General features: G+C 49.4%; 12 protein-coding genes. 9 read left to right on the forward strand and 3 right to left on the reverse strand.

Translation table 11 applies throughout. The annotated features are described in order from the left end of the window. The first annotated feature begins 72 nt into the window (after positions 1-72). The 4 genes from H8L32_RS05535 to H8L32_RS05550 all read left to right on the forward strand — a co-directional run bounded on the left by H8L32_RS05535 (position 73) and on the right by H8L32_RS05550 (position 4,715). The gene (locus tag H8L32_RS05535; protein WP_186946156.1) at positions 73-897 is read left to right on the forward strand and encodes a TIGR04255 family protein; all 825 of its coding nucleotides are present in this window, start codon (positions 73-75) and stop codon (positions 895-897) included. After that, positions 894-1,457, forward strand: coding sequence for a hypothetical protein (locus tag H8L32_RS05540; protein ID WP_186946157.1), 564 nt, complete (start codon positions 894-896; stop codon positions 1,455-1,457). The genes H8L32_RS05535 and H8L32_RS05540 overlap by 4 nt, the downstream gene beginning before the upstream one ends. Positions 1,458-1,477: 20 nt before the next feature. Continuing rightward, positions 1,478-2,113, forward strand: coding sequence for a hypothetical protein (locus tag H8L32_RS05545; RefSeq protein ID WP_186946158.1), 636 nt, complete (start codon positions 1,478-1,480; stop codon positions 2,111-2,113). Between the two features lie 388 nt (positions 2,114-2,501). After that, a complete protein-coding gene (locus H8L32_RS05550) occupies positions 2,502-4,715 on the forward strand; it encodes an OsmC domain/YcaO domain-containing protein (RefSeq protein WP_186946159.1) in 2,214 nt (737 codons plus the stop codon). A 121-nt stretch (positions 4,716-4,836) separates the two neighbouring features. Here the strand turns inward: H8L32_RS05550 and H8L32_RS05555 are convergent, their stop codons facing one another. Continuing rightward, positions 4,837-5,268: a hypothetical protein gene (locus H8L32_RS05555; protein WP_186946160.1), complete on the reverse strand. Its 432-nt coding sequence runs from the start codon at positions 5,266-5,268 to the stop codon at positions 4,837-4,839. Positions 5,269-5,851: 583 nt separating this feature from the next. Between H8L32_RS05555 and H8L32_RS05560 the strand changes: the two genes are divergently transcribed. Further along, complete coding sequence (locus tag H8L32_RS05560; RefSeq protein ID WP_230412084.1) at positions 5,852-8,950, forward strand: di-heme oxidoredictase family protein; 3,099 nt, start codon at positions 5,852-5,854, stop codon at positions 8,948-8,950. A gap of 172 nt (positions 8,951-9,122) precedes the next feature. Here H8L32_RS05560 and H8L32_RS05565 read toward each other — a convergent pair whose 3' ends face one another. Further along, positions 9,123-9,761 carry a hypothetical protein gene (locus tag H8L32_RS05565; protein ID WP_186946161.1) on the reverse strand — a complete coding sequence of 213 codons (639 nt, stop codon included), beginning with the start codon at positions 9,759-9,761 and terminating at the stop codon, positions 9,123-9,125. A 364-nt stretch (positions 9,762-10,125) separates the two neighbouring features. Between H8L32_RS05565 and H8L32_RS05570 the strand changes: the two genes are divergently transcribed. Together H8L32_RS05570 and H8L32_RS05575 are read left to right on the forward strand one after the other, a co-directional pair. Next, entirely contained in the window at positions 10,126-10,404 is a 279-nt protein-coding gene (locus H8L32_RS05570) for a type II toxin-antitoxin system RelE/ParE family toxin (protein ID WP_186946162.1), read from the forward strand. A gap of 9 nt (positions 10,405-10,413) precedes the next feature. Beyond that, positions 10,414-10,698, forward strand: a complete 285-nt coding sequence (locus H8L32_RS05575; protein WP_186946163.1) for a HigA family addiction module antitoxin — start codon at positions 10,414-10,416, stop codon at positions 10,696-10,698. A 390-nt stretch (positions 10,699-11,088) separates the two neighbouring features. Here H8L32_RS05575 and H8L32_RS05580 read toward each other — a convergent pair whose 3' ends face one another. Then, the gene (locus H8L32_RS05580; RefSeq protein ID WP_186946164.1) at positions 11,089-11,754 is read right to left on the reverse strand and encodes a TetR/AcrR family transcriptional regulator; all 666 of its coding nucleotides are present in this window, start codon (positions 11,752-11,754) and stop codon (positions 11,089-11,091) included. 60 nt (positions 11,755-11,814) lie between these two features. Here H8L32_RS05580 and H8L32_RS05585 point away from each other — a divergent pair, with 60 nt between their 5' ends. Together H8L32_RS05585 and H8L32_RS05590 are read left to right on the forward strand one after the other, a co-directional pair. Further along, positions 11,815-12,645, forward strand: coding sequence for an inositol monophosphatase family protein (locus H8L32_RS05585; protein WP_186946165.1), 831 nt, complete (start codon positions 11,815-11,817; stop codon positions 12,643-12,645). A gap of 209 nt (positions 12,646-12,854) precedes the next feature. Beyond that, entirely contained in the window at positions 12,855-13,538 is a 684-nt protein-coding gene (locus H8L32_RS05590) for an NAD(P)H-binding protein (protein ID WP_186946166.1), read from the forward strand. Positions 13,539-13,582 lie beyond the last annotated feature (44 nt).

Below are 13,582 nucleotides of genomic sequence, written 5' to 3' on the forward strand. Positions count from 1 at the left end.
ATTGCATCAATTTTAATATTGTGTTATTGTTAATTGCGTGCCTATTAATAGTATAAATTATTTAGAGGTATTGTGAACTCATTAAAGATCACACCCATTGGCGGCTCACACGCAATTGAGACTATGGCTATTGGTGTCGAATGGATAATACCTTTGTCAGATGCGGATCTCGAGCATCTTTTGGCAGTCTATAAAAATTCAGAATTTATTGTTGAATTCTTGCCGTCGTTTTCACATGTGCGGTCATTTGTGCTTCAGATGACGGATGTACATACTGGTTTTATACCCGAAAATCGTTCTGGCGGTTTTGATATTAGGCGATTTGATACCAATGGTACCGTTTTGTGGTCAATTTCAGTTCGACCTGACTATATTTCATGTAATTGCATGGATTACGAAAGGTGGGCGACTGTTAAGCCAAAGACAATTGATTTATTGGAGCCATTTGTATCAGCTATCCTAAATAAAGGTACGCAAATTCAAGCCGTTGGATTGCAATATCATGATGCATTCAAAATAGCTGATAAGGTCAGTCCCGAAGTACTATCAACTTTATTTCGGAGGAAATCCAGTTGGGTTCCTGAACATCTTTTTGATATGCCTTCTATATGGCATGTGCATCAGGGTTGGTTTTCTATCAGTCCTAAGAAAAGACGAATCTTAAATAACGTAAAATTGGAGTTATTGGATCAGTCCCCAGATTACATGGCTCGGATAATTGGTCAGCATCGTGTTTTTTCTTTAACCCATGATGGCAAGGAATCACATCCTATTGAACTTCAGGATTTATCGCAAGTATTGGATTTTTTGCATCTTCAAAATAAGAACGCTTTACGCGCCCTTCTTACTGATCAGATGCTAGAACGTATTGGTTTTGACTTGACGGAGGAAAAGTGAATACTAATCAGTTTAGGCAAATTTCTTATATCACATCTCTAGATGTCGAAGTACCTGCCGCAGAATCGAAAATAGATTACAGATCAGATCTTGTATTTTTTTTTAGGAAGCAGATTCGAGATAAGTTTCGGCATTTTGTGGAAACAAATAGCAAACACCAATATGTCTCGACACCACCCAGTGTGAATAATTTAGACATTCAAGTGTTAGAAAAATATCGAAAATTTTTTACAACAATCGAAAAATACAGAGCTTGTGCAAGTGGTTGGAGAAGCGCAAATTCTGTTGGGCCATCGGATAGTCAGGTTGATAGCGCAGTATTGGCGATAGCAAATCTAATATTGATTGGTATAGATGCACCTAATGCAATGCTTTTGGACGATGGCACTATAGGTGCATATTGGAGGACAGGGCAAAAATATGTGAGCATAGATTTTGATGCCGATGGTGAGTACCCTTGGGCTGGAACGGATGGTGAAAAATATTGGTCTGGTATTTGGAAATCTGCCGGAACCTTTCCCCAGTCGTTGCATGCTGAACTAGAAGAAAGTGATTCCTAAATTTAATAAACAAGTAAATAATGTGCGATTTACTTTTGAGTGCAGATGTCCAAGGCCCGACAAGGGTTCAATATTTTATTCAAAATGATCCCGATGGTGCATGTCAAGGACATAAGATATCTTCATGCTCTCCTGGGCCGGTTAAAGATGAAGAAATGCTTGCTCGAAGCATCGATTTCCCGTTAAGAGAAGACCCGGCTTCAGGACTAAATGACAGTCTGTTTCAAGACGCTTTTACTATTGGCGCATCTACTCAACGAATTGATGACGATTGGGATAAATCAAAAAGTGTGGTACATGCTCGTTATGAAGAGCGTGCACGTCGTCGTCGCTCGGGTGAGGATGGGCGGAGTGCAAATCCGGATTGGCTATACGTTGGATCAGTGCTTTTTTTGGCAAGTGAATTACGAGAGTCACAACTTGATGCCGTTCAGCGAGCTGGTCGCATTCGAATCTATGATACTGCCCATTCGAGTGATGATCCTTTTCATGCTGATGTTATGGTTAGTGCTGATGACCTTCAAACAAATAAACAGCTTCGCAAATTACTTAGAGTAATTCTGATGACAAAAGCTTGTAAGCGCGGTTTATTTGTTTCCCCCAGTCTTGCACCTGATGATCAAAGACTTAAAAATATTAAAATTGAGCTACGTTAGTTTAAAGAAGTTTTATCAAACTTTCTGTTGAAAGTAGTTCGTTCAAATGAGAACCATTGTAGGTTGGTTTCACTATTGATTGATTCAATCTCGGAGCTATGTTTCAGATAACAGATGTGCAAAGTTTTTGTACATACTTCTTCATGTTATTAGATAGGTCTTTGTTAAAATTAAAGATTTACTTGATAACAAAAATACGTTTAGGTTACTTAATTTATCATGCTTCATTTTAAGGTAAGGCATTGACCTGTTACGAAGAAACAAGTCGCATTATTTAAGTGAGTTTCAGAAAAAATCAACTGACCTAACCAACTCACATTTTTGCTCTTTCCAAAAAAGACGGATAATACCGCCTACACGATTTTGAACTCTCTTTTGGAACTCCCCCATGGAAATTAAGGTTAACTTTCTCGATAAGCTTCGTCTTGAAGCCAAGTTCGATGATTTTACGGTGGTGGCTGATCAGCCTATCCGTTATAAGGGGGATGGTTCTGCGCCTGGTCCTTTTGATTACTTTTTGGCTTCGTCCGCCTTGTGTGCGGCTTATTTTGTGAAGCTTTATTGCAATACGCGCAATATACCTACTGAAAATATACGGCTGTCGCAGAATAATATTGTTGATCCTGAAAACCGTTACGCGCAGATTTTCAAGATACAGGTGGAGTTGCCTGCGGATATTTCTGCCAAAGACCGTGAAGGTATCTTGCGTTCCATCGACCGTTGCACGGTCAAGAAAGTGGTGCAGGCGGGGCCGGAGTTTGTGATTGAAGAGGTCGAGAACCTGGATGCGGATGCGCAGGCTTTGCTGACCTTGAATCCTACTGCGGATGCGGCTACCTATATCCTGGGCAAGGATTTGCCGCTGGAACAGACCATTGCGAATATGTCTGGCTTGCTGGCGGGGCTGGGTATCAAGATTGAGATTGCGTCGTGGCGCAATATTATTCCTAATGTGTGGTCGCTGCATATCCGTGATGCGCATTCGCCCATGTGTTTTACCAATGGCAAGGGCGCGACAAAAGAAAGCGCGCTGGCGTCGGCCCTGGGTGAGTATATCGAGCGCCTGAGCTGCAACCATTTTTATGCGGGTTCGTTCTGGGGTGAAGACATCGCCAACGCGGCCTTTGTGCATTATCCGGAAGAGCGCTGGTTCAAGCCCGGCAAAAAAGATGCGCTGCCGAAGGACATACTGGATGAGTATAGTCTGGAGATTTATAACCCCGATGGCGAGCTGCGTGGCGCGCATTTGGTGGATACCAATTCTGGCAATACAGAGCGCGGTATCTGTTCGTTGCCTTATGTGCGTCAGTCAGATGGCGAGGTCGTGTATTTTCCATCCAACCTGATCGAAAATCTGTTCGCCAGCAATGGCATGAGTGCCGGTAATACACTGGCCGAAGCGCAGGTGCAATGTCTGTCTGAAATTTTTGAACGTGCCGTCAAACGCGAAATCCTCGAAGGTGAGATGACCTTGCCGGATGTGCCACAAGAAGTGCTGGCGAAATATCCTGGCATTCTGGCGGGCATACAGGGGCTGGAAGAGCAGGGCTTCCCGGTGCTGGTGAAGGATGCATCGCTGGGTGGTCAATATCCTGTCATGTGCGTGACTCTGATGAATCCGCGCACTGGTGGTGTGTTTGCTTCTTTCGGCGCACACCCCAGCCTGGAGGTGGCGCTGGAACGTAGCCTGACAGAATTGCTGCAAGGCCGCAGTTTTGAAGGCCTTAATGATTTGCCGCAGCCTACCTTTGTCAGCAATGCGGTGACTGAGCCAAACAATTTTGTTGAGCACTTCATTGATTCAAGCGGTGTGGTGTCGTGGCGCTTCTTTAGTGCCAAGGCGGATTATGAATTTGTTGATTGGGATTTTTCTGCGCAGGGCAAAGGTGACAAAGCCAGCTCTAACGCCGATGAAGCCGCGACCTTGTTCGGCATACTCAAGGAAATAGGCAAAGAAGTTTACATGGCGGTGTACGACCACCTGGGCGCTACCGCTTGCCGTATTCTGGTGCCGGGATATTCTGAAGTGTATCCGGTGGAAGACCTGATCTGGGATAACACCAACAAGGCCCTGCTGTTCCGCGCGGATATCCTGAATCTGCATACGCTGGATGACGAGCAACTGGAGGATCTGCTTGATCGTCTGGAGAATAATGAGCTGGACGAGTACAGCGACATCGCCACCCTGATAGGCATCGAATTTGACGAGAACACGATCTGGGGCCAGCTCACCGTTGTGGAATTGAAGCTGTTGATCAACCTCGCCTTGCAGCAATTTGAAGAAGCAAAAGAGCTGGTCGAAACCTTTTTGCAGTACAACGACAACACGGTTGATCGCGGTTTGTTCTATCAAGCCCTGAATGTGGTGTTGGAAGTCACGCTGGATGACGATCTGGAACTAGATGATTACCTGGCTAACTTCCGTCGCATGTTTGGTGATGCGCGCATGGATGCGGTATTGGGATCAGTCGACGGCAGCGTACGCTTCTATGGCTTGACACCAACCAGCATGAAACTGGAAGGCCTGGACAGACACCAGCGCCTGATCGACAGCTACAAGAAATTACATGTGGCGCGAAGCAAAGCGACTACATCCAGCTAAGCTAATGGGCTATGACTCTCCATAGCGCCATTCGATTTGCCATCAGCAGCAGAAAACTGTTTTCTGATGATGCCTATGTCATAAAGCTGGTGTACCTGCTGATAAACACTGACGACAGGCGCTAAACTGTTTTGAAATGGAATTTGGTGAGCGTATCAACGCTCACCAGTAATTCTGGGAGAGCTTGTACAGGTGTTTTTAAAGGCTGTTTGACCGCGTTGGAATGCGATACTTTGTAAGTTTTCTGTAACAGAAAAATCAATTTGTGTCTTACAAGTTTGTCATAAATGACCGGAGCGGTAATACCACTTTCGTTTTTGTACAAAATTTTGTCAGATTCAGGGTTTATATTGATATCTTGCGGCCATTTTTTGTCACCAGATTTGCTGGCTATTGTTAGTGGTATTAGCGCTGTACTCCTATCGTCGTATTTGGATGCGCGGTAATACACGATCTCTTTCCTCTCTATTTTATTTGCAGGCAATATGAAGTGCTGATTTCCTTCATCGTTGCCATGATTGCAAATGAATTTACGTCCGAAATTCAATTTCATTTCAAGCTTCCTCTTTGAATAAAAATGGGGCGGTGTCTTATTGCACGCGTGGGATATGTGTCATTGAATAATGACGTCAGCGAAATGAAAAATTCTGCATTTCGCATCGCTATCTTTTATTCAGTGTGGTGATTGAAGGATGTTGGAACTGACCAAATCTGTCAGTTCACTGACAAAATTTGAGATGAACCATGCTTCATTTCAGGGAGAATTGATTGTGCTCCCGGCGTGTTGCATATCTGCTCTGGCTGGCTTGCAAGCCGCATGGGGACTGGATATTGTGGCGCTTCGACAAACAAAGACACCCACTGTTAGGCCATTTTCTTTTTTTGAATTCATCGCATTACAGGCAGTTCATTATTCGTGCGCATCCAAAAGCATGCGCCATGAATTTCAAAAGATGTCGCACACAAGCTCCATCAAAAATGACTAACGTATAACCAGGAGTTCTTACGTGAAAAAACTATCTGCCCGCATGACGACCGTCTGTCTGGCGTCATCTCTACTCTGTCTGCAACTGGCAGGCTGCGGTGGTTCCAGCAGTGCTGATTCTGCCGCCCAGAATGCTGCCGGCAATACGCCCATGGCGGCGCCCCCGCAAGCAACACCTGCTGCAGAAACCGTGCTGACACCTGTCAGTGCTACTGCCAGTTCCATGGAACGTGGCGACCTGTCTGCTGCTGCGGCAATCGATCATAACGACAACACGCGCTGGGGTAGTGGTTTTACCGATGACCAGTATCTGACACTGGATTTCGGCAAAACAGAAACCATCACCCGCGTACGCATACAGTGGGAAAATGCCCATGCCTTGCAATACCTGTTGCAGGTGTCGGACAATAATGCAGACTGGACCACGATCAAGACGGTAGATAACAGCCAGGGCGGTATTGAAGACCTGACCGATCTGAACGGCAAGGGTCGTTACCTGCGCATGAAGGGCATCAAACGCTCGACGCAGTACGGGTATTCGATTTTTGAAATCCAGGCTTTTTCTGGTACGCCAGTGGTGTCACAACCGGGCACTGATCCTACGCAACCAACACAGCCCAGCCAGCCAAGTCAGCCTGGCCAGGTCGATCTGAGCAAGCCTGGTGTGGCGGTCAAACCTGTGGCAGCAAGCTCTTCCGCAGTAGAAAACCAGGCCATGTCGGCCGCCATGGCGATTGATGGAAAAATGAATACGCGCTGGGGCAGTACGTCTGAAGACGGTGCGTGGATACAGTTTGATTTTGGTACCAAGACACCAGTAGGCTATATGAAGCTGGTCTGGGAAAACGCCTATGGCAAAGAATATGCATTGCGTGTGTCGGATGATGGCCAGACCTGGTCACAATTGCGCTACGTCAGCGGCGGCAAGGGCGGCACGGAAGAGTTCTTTAATCTTGGTGCCAATGCCCGCTATATACGCCTGCAAGGTGTGGCCCGTGCTACACAATACGGGTATTCGCTGTTTGAAGTTGAATTCAAGTCGCCAGGCAGTGACAACACTATAGCTGACGCGACTACATCAGCACTGAAATTTCCGGCCAGTGGCAGTGCGTGGGCAGCCTTGCCTGCTGTTGCCGAACCGCTAGAAACACTGCAGTTCACACTGCCTGACGGCACACTGGTGACGCGCTTTGGTGCTCGTGGCCTGGCCCGTCATGGTCGTGAACGTGGCGAAGAATGGAATGAAATTGGTTATGGCCCGAACGAAACCGTCGATGCCGCAACAGGGCTGCCGGTTGATAAGGGGCCAGGCAATTACCTGACCTTTGTTGCCCAATACTTCAAGAACCGCACCTGGGGTTTTGAGATACTCGACAATAGTCGCGTAGCAGGTGTGACCAAGCCAACGCTAACCGTCAATCAATACAATACCGTGGACTTTTTACCTGGCGGTGTCGCTTTCTTCCGTGGCTTTGACCGCGTAGGTGTGACGGGTTATGGCTGGATGAATCCGGGTGAACTGGTCGACCGCAATGTCGCCATCTGCAAGCCGGTTCCTTATCCGGCCAATGGCAAACTGGCGAGCGCTGATGGTGTCAACGGTGCCTGTACCTTGCGCGTCAAGGATTATCCAGGGCATGACGATCTGGATGCAAATGGCTTCCCCAATGGCAAAAATATTCCGGCCCGCCCACTGGTTGTCGGTGATGTGATTGAAGTGTCGCCGTCGATGTTCTCGACGCCGGACGGCATGGCTGCCAAAGGGGATAGCGGTGGTGTGCGCTATTACTCAGCCGAATGGATTTATGTGGTGGGTTCCGGATTGAAACCATGGTATGGCGTGCAACCACGTCTGAATTCTGTGCCTTTGCCGGAAGAGACCTTGTCTGGTGGTCAGGGTTCGGTGTCTTACAACTATTCAGACAATGGTCTGTTCATGTTCCAGCAACCGCACAACAATGCGGGTATGCAAAACATCCAGCGCTTTGTTGAAGGCCGTCGTTTGGTGCATACCAACTTCACCACTGGTGATCATAACGAACCGGGCAATGATCGTTACCAGCAGGCTGTTGGCTTGCAGGGGCCGCGTTTCAACCAGTCCGCCTGTATTGCCTGTCACGTCAACAATGGTCGCAGTGTGGCTCCAACCGCAACCAACCAGCGTCTGGACAGCATGTCGGTACGGGTAGCAGCGTTGAATGCAGCAGGGCAGCAGTTGCCACATCCGCAGTATGGCAGCGTGGTACAGATGAATGCATTTTCGACGTCTGGCGTGCCACAAAACTGGGGCACCAATGTCAACGTGGCCGGATTTGAAACCACTTCAGGCAAGCTGTCAGATGGCACGGTGGTTGAATTGCGCAAGCCAACACTGGCTTTCGAAGGTGCAGTACCGGCAATCTATTCCTTGCGCGCTGCTCAGCCGATGATAGGCATGGGCTTGCTCGAAGCAATACCGGAAGCAGACATCCTGGCCCGTGCACGCACCGCACCAGATGCAGATGGTGTCAAGGGTGTGGCCAACTTTGTGTTTGAACCTGAAACAGGCACGGTGCGCCTGGGTCGTTTTGGCTGGAAGGCATCCAAGGCAACCCTGCGTCACCAGACAGCGGCTGCACTGTTGGCGGATATGGGGGTGACTTCTGCACCTTATCCTAACCGCAGTTGCACGACTGACCCTGCCGGTTGCGCAGCAGCGCCACGTCAGCTGGGTATATCGGAAGCCGATCTGCAATCGATCTCGCGCTATCTGGCGCTGGTGGGTGTGCCTGCGCAACGCAGTATCCCCAGTGGCTTCCCCAAAGGTGTAGCACCGCTGGATGAGCACCGTGTCGACGCGCAACAGGTAAGTGCCGGTGCCAAGCTGTTCCAGGGTATGCGCTGTGCGTCTTGCCACACGGCAGAGATGAAGACAGGCTCTGGCCATCTGTTTGCAGAGTTGCGCAACCAGACCATACGCCCTTATACCGATTTGCTGCTGCATGACATGGGCGCAGGTCTGGCCGACAAGCTGGTTGAAGGTCAGGCACAGGGCAACATGTGGCGTACTTCACCGCTGTGGGGTATCGGTTATACCGACAAGGTCATGGGCAATAGCAGCAAGGTCGGCTACCTGCATGACGGTCGTGCCCGTAACCTGACTGAAGCGATTATGTGGCATGGTGGCGAAGCGGATAAAGCACGTCAACGCTTCCAGGATCTGTCCAAAGCGGATCGCGAGGCAGTACTGGCTTTCCTGAGATCTTTGTAAAATCCTGGTACTGAGTGGGCTGTCAAAGCCCACCAGCATTGCTTTTTAAAACGGCTGCTGAATAGATACATGTTCAGCAGCCGTTTTTTTTTGCAGACAGGTACTCTGGCACTATGCGTGCGCGACCGTACCTGCACGGGCTTACGCTGGCTGAGCTTAGCAAAAGCGCTTGCTATTTCTGCTCAACAAAATCAAGCGATATTTCGCTCAGATAAGGCTGGGCCTGGATTACCGCGGCCAGGTTGGATTTGATTTTTTGTTCGCCAAGAATGGCCTTGGGCGTATTTTTACCAGGATGTAGCTGGAAGCGGAAATGCGGCGTGCAATCACTGGATGGCTTTGAAAAAGTGCCCTCATTGAAACTGGTGACGTGGCCGCCGTAATCCCAGCCAAAGCCATACAGGGTGAACGGCTTGCCGTTTTGTTTTTCAACAGCCTGGATAGAATCGAGTATCTTCAAACCCTGATAAGTCCACTGGCTTTTCTCAATATTGATATTGACGGAAACAAGGCGAGTCATTGCGTCATCATCAAAAAACACTTCTACCCTGTAGGGCTTCATCAAGTTTTGTGGATAAAGGACCAGTACTTTTTGTGTGCTTCCTTCCGCGCCATCTATTTCCTGCACCGTGGTGTTTCCTGGATAGCGTTTCTTCAGGCTCTGTGCAGTATCGCCTTTCTTTACCGGGTTTTGGCAGGAAAGTGCCAGATCAGACGGAGCAGCAGGTTTATCCGCTGCGTAAGCACTCGGTGAGCTGGCAAGCGCGATGGCTGCACATAATAAAACAGCTGGTTTCAATGAAGAATTCATGGTGTTTATTTCTCGAAAAATGGATCACATGATGCGGTCGGCTTGCCCTTCATTAAGGCTTATCAGATATTTCAGGTACAGCAATCTGGCAAGGCAGTAAAATTCTGCTTAAATGCCACCTTGGGCATGATCCCTGATATACGAAAGGTAGATGGATGATATGCCTGTTTCGCGTTTCTGTGAACCAGACTAAAGTTCAGGTCGCTGGCTATAAATTGCGGAGGCGTTCGGTGAAGAGCGCTCTGTGATAATACGTCCTAAAACAGGTAGTTTTGCTCGCACTCATTCTTATTGACGCAATGCGTTATAAGGGCCGGTATTTGCTCAACTTGATAAATGTGGCGTTATGCGCTACACTATTTTTATGATTAAATCGTTCTCTCACAAGGGCTTGCAGCTGTTTTTTGAGACTGGCACCAAGTCGGGGATACAGGCACATCACGCTGGCAAGCTAAGATTGCAACTGGCAGCCTTGCACCAAGCCGCCAAGCCAGAAGATCTCAATGCCCCAAGTTGGCGACTGCATGCACTGAAGGGCAACTTGCAAGGCCACTGGTCGCTGACAGTGAATGGCAACTGGCGTCTGACCTTCAGATTTGAAGACACTGATGTGATTCTGGTTGATTATCAAGACTATCATTAGGAGTAAACGATGCTGACCCAATTTAATCCACCGCACCCAGGTGAGTTGTTGCAGGAGTACATAGAGGGCCGCTCTGTGACAGAAGTTGCGCGACATTTGGGGGTAGACCGTACTACCTTGTCGCGTTTGTTGCATGGTAAAAGTGATCTGTCTGCTGATATGGCCTTGCGCTTCGAAGCCGCACTCGGCACCAGCGCCAGTATGTGGTTAGGTATGCAAAGAGACTATGACTTATGGCAGGCAAGGCAGCAAAAGCGTCCCGTTATTAAACGGTTCGCAGAAATGGCTGCATGATCACAGCAAAAGAGTCGAGTCTTGCAACGACGGTAATGCGCCTTCGCGCTGCCACAGAGATACCAGTATTCATATGCGAAACATGCTTGACTGTGATGCGTTTTAACGCACCGTGCTGGTAGACGAAAAATATAAGATCTGAAAGCTCACCACAGAGACACTGAGGCACAGAGAAGTGCTGGAGGCCGCAAATTTATTCCTGCTTTTGCGGTGAAATTCCCGGCGTAGGGTGCGCTCCGCGCACCGTCCCCCTTGTTCAAATTTTGAAGAGACAAGGCTTTGTGCGTAGCAACTTGGCACATGCAGTGAAAGATGGTGCGCTCAGCGCACCGGGACTATACGCCACCTTGCAATGAATCAACCTGCGAGACTGTTGTCATCACGAGGGATTCACTCCCCCGCATCCAGATACCCAAACACTGCTCGTCGCACCCGCTTGCGCAAATTGGCGGCGCTGGCGGGGGATTCTGAACCTGCGCGCGTACCCGCCGCATCAACCATGCCCTTGATGATACCCATTAAGTCGGCCATGACTTCTGTATCGCTTGCACCTTCTGGCATATCGGCCTGAGAGAGTATGTCGTGCACGGTTTTGTGCAGGCGGGTGGACTGGCGTTTGAGGTCTTCGGCTACTGGCAGGCGTAGCTCTTCTGCATCCAGTATTTTTGCCAGCGCCGGTCTTTTTAGCTGGTGGGTGATGGCGACATCGATCAAGTCTTCCAGTGCCTTGCGGCCGCCTTGCTCAAGGTCTATTTTTTCTGCGTCTTCGACAAGTGCCGTGGTCTGTTCCAGTATCAGGGCCCTGCTGATGGCATCTTTAGAGGGGAAGTACTGGTAGAGCGAGCCTATGCTGACGCCGGCCTTTCTTGCCACCGCATTGGTGGAGCAGGCACTCAGCCCTTCAGTTTCGAGAATGTGAGCAGCAGCTTGCAGAATCGCTTCTACGGTCGCCACAGAGCGGGCTTGCGTGGGGCTTTTACGAGGGGCCAGCGGGGTAGCGGCTTTGCTGATGGGCTTGGGCATGAATGCGAGTTTATAAAATGAGCGATAGCTCATATTATATCTCTACTTTATTGAACTTAACGAACTTAACGAACTTAAGGAAAGCAAACAATCATGCAAACACAAAACCACCATCAACAAAAAAACGATCAACAAAAAAGCGATCAACAATTGCTGGATGACACCGTAGTCGCCGTGCGCCAGGCAGCAGACTTGTTACTCCAGCGTTTCAAGCCTGATGCACGTCCTGCTGACCTGCCGCAGTTGATCAAGATGATAGAAGACAATGACACTGCCGTCACCGGGCAACTGCGTGCGTCCTTGCTGGCACTGCGGCCCGGTGCGCAATGGCTGGACGATGAAAAGTCCAGCGGCCCGCTGCCTGCGGGCGAATGGTGGGTCGCTGACCCGGCAGAAGGCAATGTCAATCATATCCACGGCACGACTGAATGGGCAGTGACAGCAACACTGGTGCGTGACAATGTGCCTGTGCTGACGGTTGTTGCAGAACCGCTGGCGGCAAAGCTTTACACGGCAGTGCTTGGCGGTGGTGCATATCTGAACGGCCAGCCCCTGCGTGTATCGCAAAAACCCAGCCTGGCGGCTGCCCTGGTCAGCACTGGCCAGGCGACGCCGGGTGAAGGCAAGCTGGCTTACAGCAAGATAGGCCAGTCTGTCACGGTCATGCTGGAACACGCACTGCTGGTACGCATGGCAGTACCTGCCACCATGCAACTGGTGCAAGTCGCTACCGGGCAACTGGATGCATTCTGGCAGCATGGCAATGTCTTGTCTGGCCTGGTCAGCGGTGCCTTGTTGGTGACTGAAGCTGGAGGCCAGGTCACAGACTGGACGGGTAAGCCATGGACTTTATCCAGCCCCAATTTTATTGCCAGCGCACCTGTCATGAATGGCCAGTTGGTAGCAGTTCTGAAAAACATCTAAACAAAACCCAGGACTTACACAAAATTGTCCCAGCAAGGCCATGCTTTAGGAAACCACCTTTGCAAGGATGGTTCGTTACGTCGGCAAACAATATATTGTCTGAAACCCCGCCTCCACCGTAGCGACGAAGACAGTACGAATAGTACGGCTAGGCGCTGCAACGCAGTTGGGGCGGTTTTGTGTAGGTCCGACAAGAAAAGAGAATGAATATGAAAGAGTACGCAGTCGTCGGTGCCAGCAGCGGCACAGGATTAGCCATTACCCGTTTGCTGGCAAGTCAGGGCCACACCGTGCGTGCCATTGCACGCAAGCCACCCGCAGCAACAGAATTTATCAAGCCTGTCGTTGCCGATGTGGGCAAGCCGGAAGCCATTGCCGCAGCACTGGCGGGTGAACTGGAAGCAGTATTTTTTACGGTAGATATCCACAAGGCATTTGCGTCAAAACAGCTGATACGCTCGGTGATGTTTGATGGTTTCGTGAATGTGCTGAATGGTGTACATCGTCACACAAAACCACCACGCATTATCCTGCTCTCGGTCATGGGGCCGGGCAAGCCATCACTGACCTGGCTTCTGTTAAATCTGGCAAAGCGCGGCATGCAAAAGAATATCGTGGACAGGGAACAGGCACTTGTCGATAGCGGCCTGCCGTATGTGATCTTGCGTGCACCGCGCCTGGTTGATGTATTAGAAAATGAAATTGAAACGACCAGACCAGCAACAGCCGCCATGTTATCTGCCCAGGCTAATCACCGCCTCGACATGAAGCGCACGTTAGCAAGGCCTGACCTGGCTGCTGCCATGGTCGCCGCCGCAGCATTAGCACCAGAAAACAGCGTGTGGGATGTGTATGGTGATAACGCCGGGCCAGTGCCCGCATGGGTTTTTTAAAAACCACCGCAACGGGCAAATCAAATTCTGGCAATGGTCCTGTG

The sequence above is a fragment of the Undibacterium hunanense genome (genome assembly GCF_014284335.1).
Classification (GTDB): Bacteria; Pseudomonadota; Gammaproteobacteria; order Burkholderiales; family Burkholderiaceae_D; genus Undibacterium; species Undibacterium hunanense.

Coding starts and splice junctions, on each gene's coding strand:
- H8L32_RS05575 (WP_186946163.1), top strand. CDS start 10,414: ATGCTGACCCAATTTAATCCACCGCACCCAGGTGAGTTGTTGCAGGAG.
- H8L32_RS05565 (WP_186946161.1), bottom strand. CDS start 9,761: ATGAATTCTTCATTGAAACCAGCTGTTTTATTATGTGCAGCCATCGCG.
- H8L32_RS05555 (WP_186946160.1), bottom strand. CDS start 5,268: ATGAAATTGAATTTCGGACGTAAATTCATTTGCAATCATGGCAACGAT.
- H8L32_RS05550 (WP_186946159.1), top strand. CDS start 2,502: ATGGAAATTAAGGTTAACTTTCTCGATAAGCTTCGTCTTGAAGCCAAG.
- H8L32_RS05585 (WP_186946165.1), top strand. CDS start 11,815: ATGCAAACACAAAACCACCATCAACAAAAAAACGATCAACAAAAAAGC.
- H8L32_RS05560 (WP_230412084.1), top strand. CDS start 5,852: ATGGCGGCGCCCCCGCAAGCAACACCTGCTGCAGAAACCGTGCTGACA.
- H8L32_RS05545 (WP_186946158.1), top strand. CDS start 1,478: ATGTGCGATTTACTTTTGAGTGCAGATGTCCAAGGCCCGACAAGGGTT.
- H8L32_RS05570 (WP_186946162.1), top strand. CDS start 10,126: ATGATTAAATCGTTCTCTCACAAGGGCTTGCAGCTGTTTTTTGAGACT.
- H8L32_RS05590 (WP_186946166.1), top strand. CDS start 12,855: ATGAAAGAGTACGCAGTCGTCGGTGCCAGCAGCGGCACAGGATTAGCC.
- H8L32_RS05580 (WP_186946164.1), bottom strand. CDS start 11,754: ATGAGCTATCGCTCATTTTATAAACTCGCATTCATGCCCAAGCCCATC.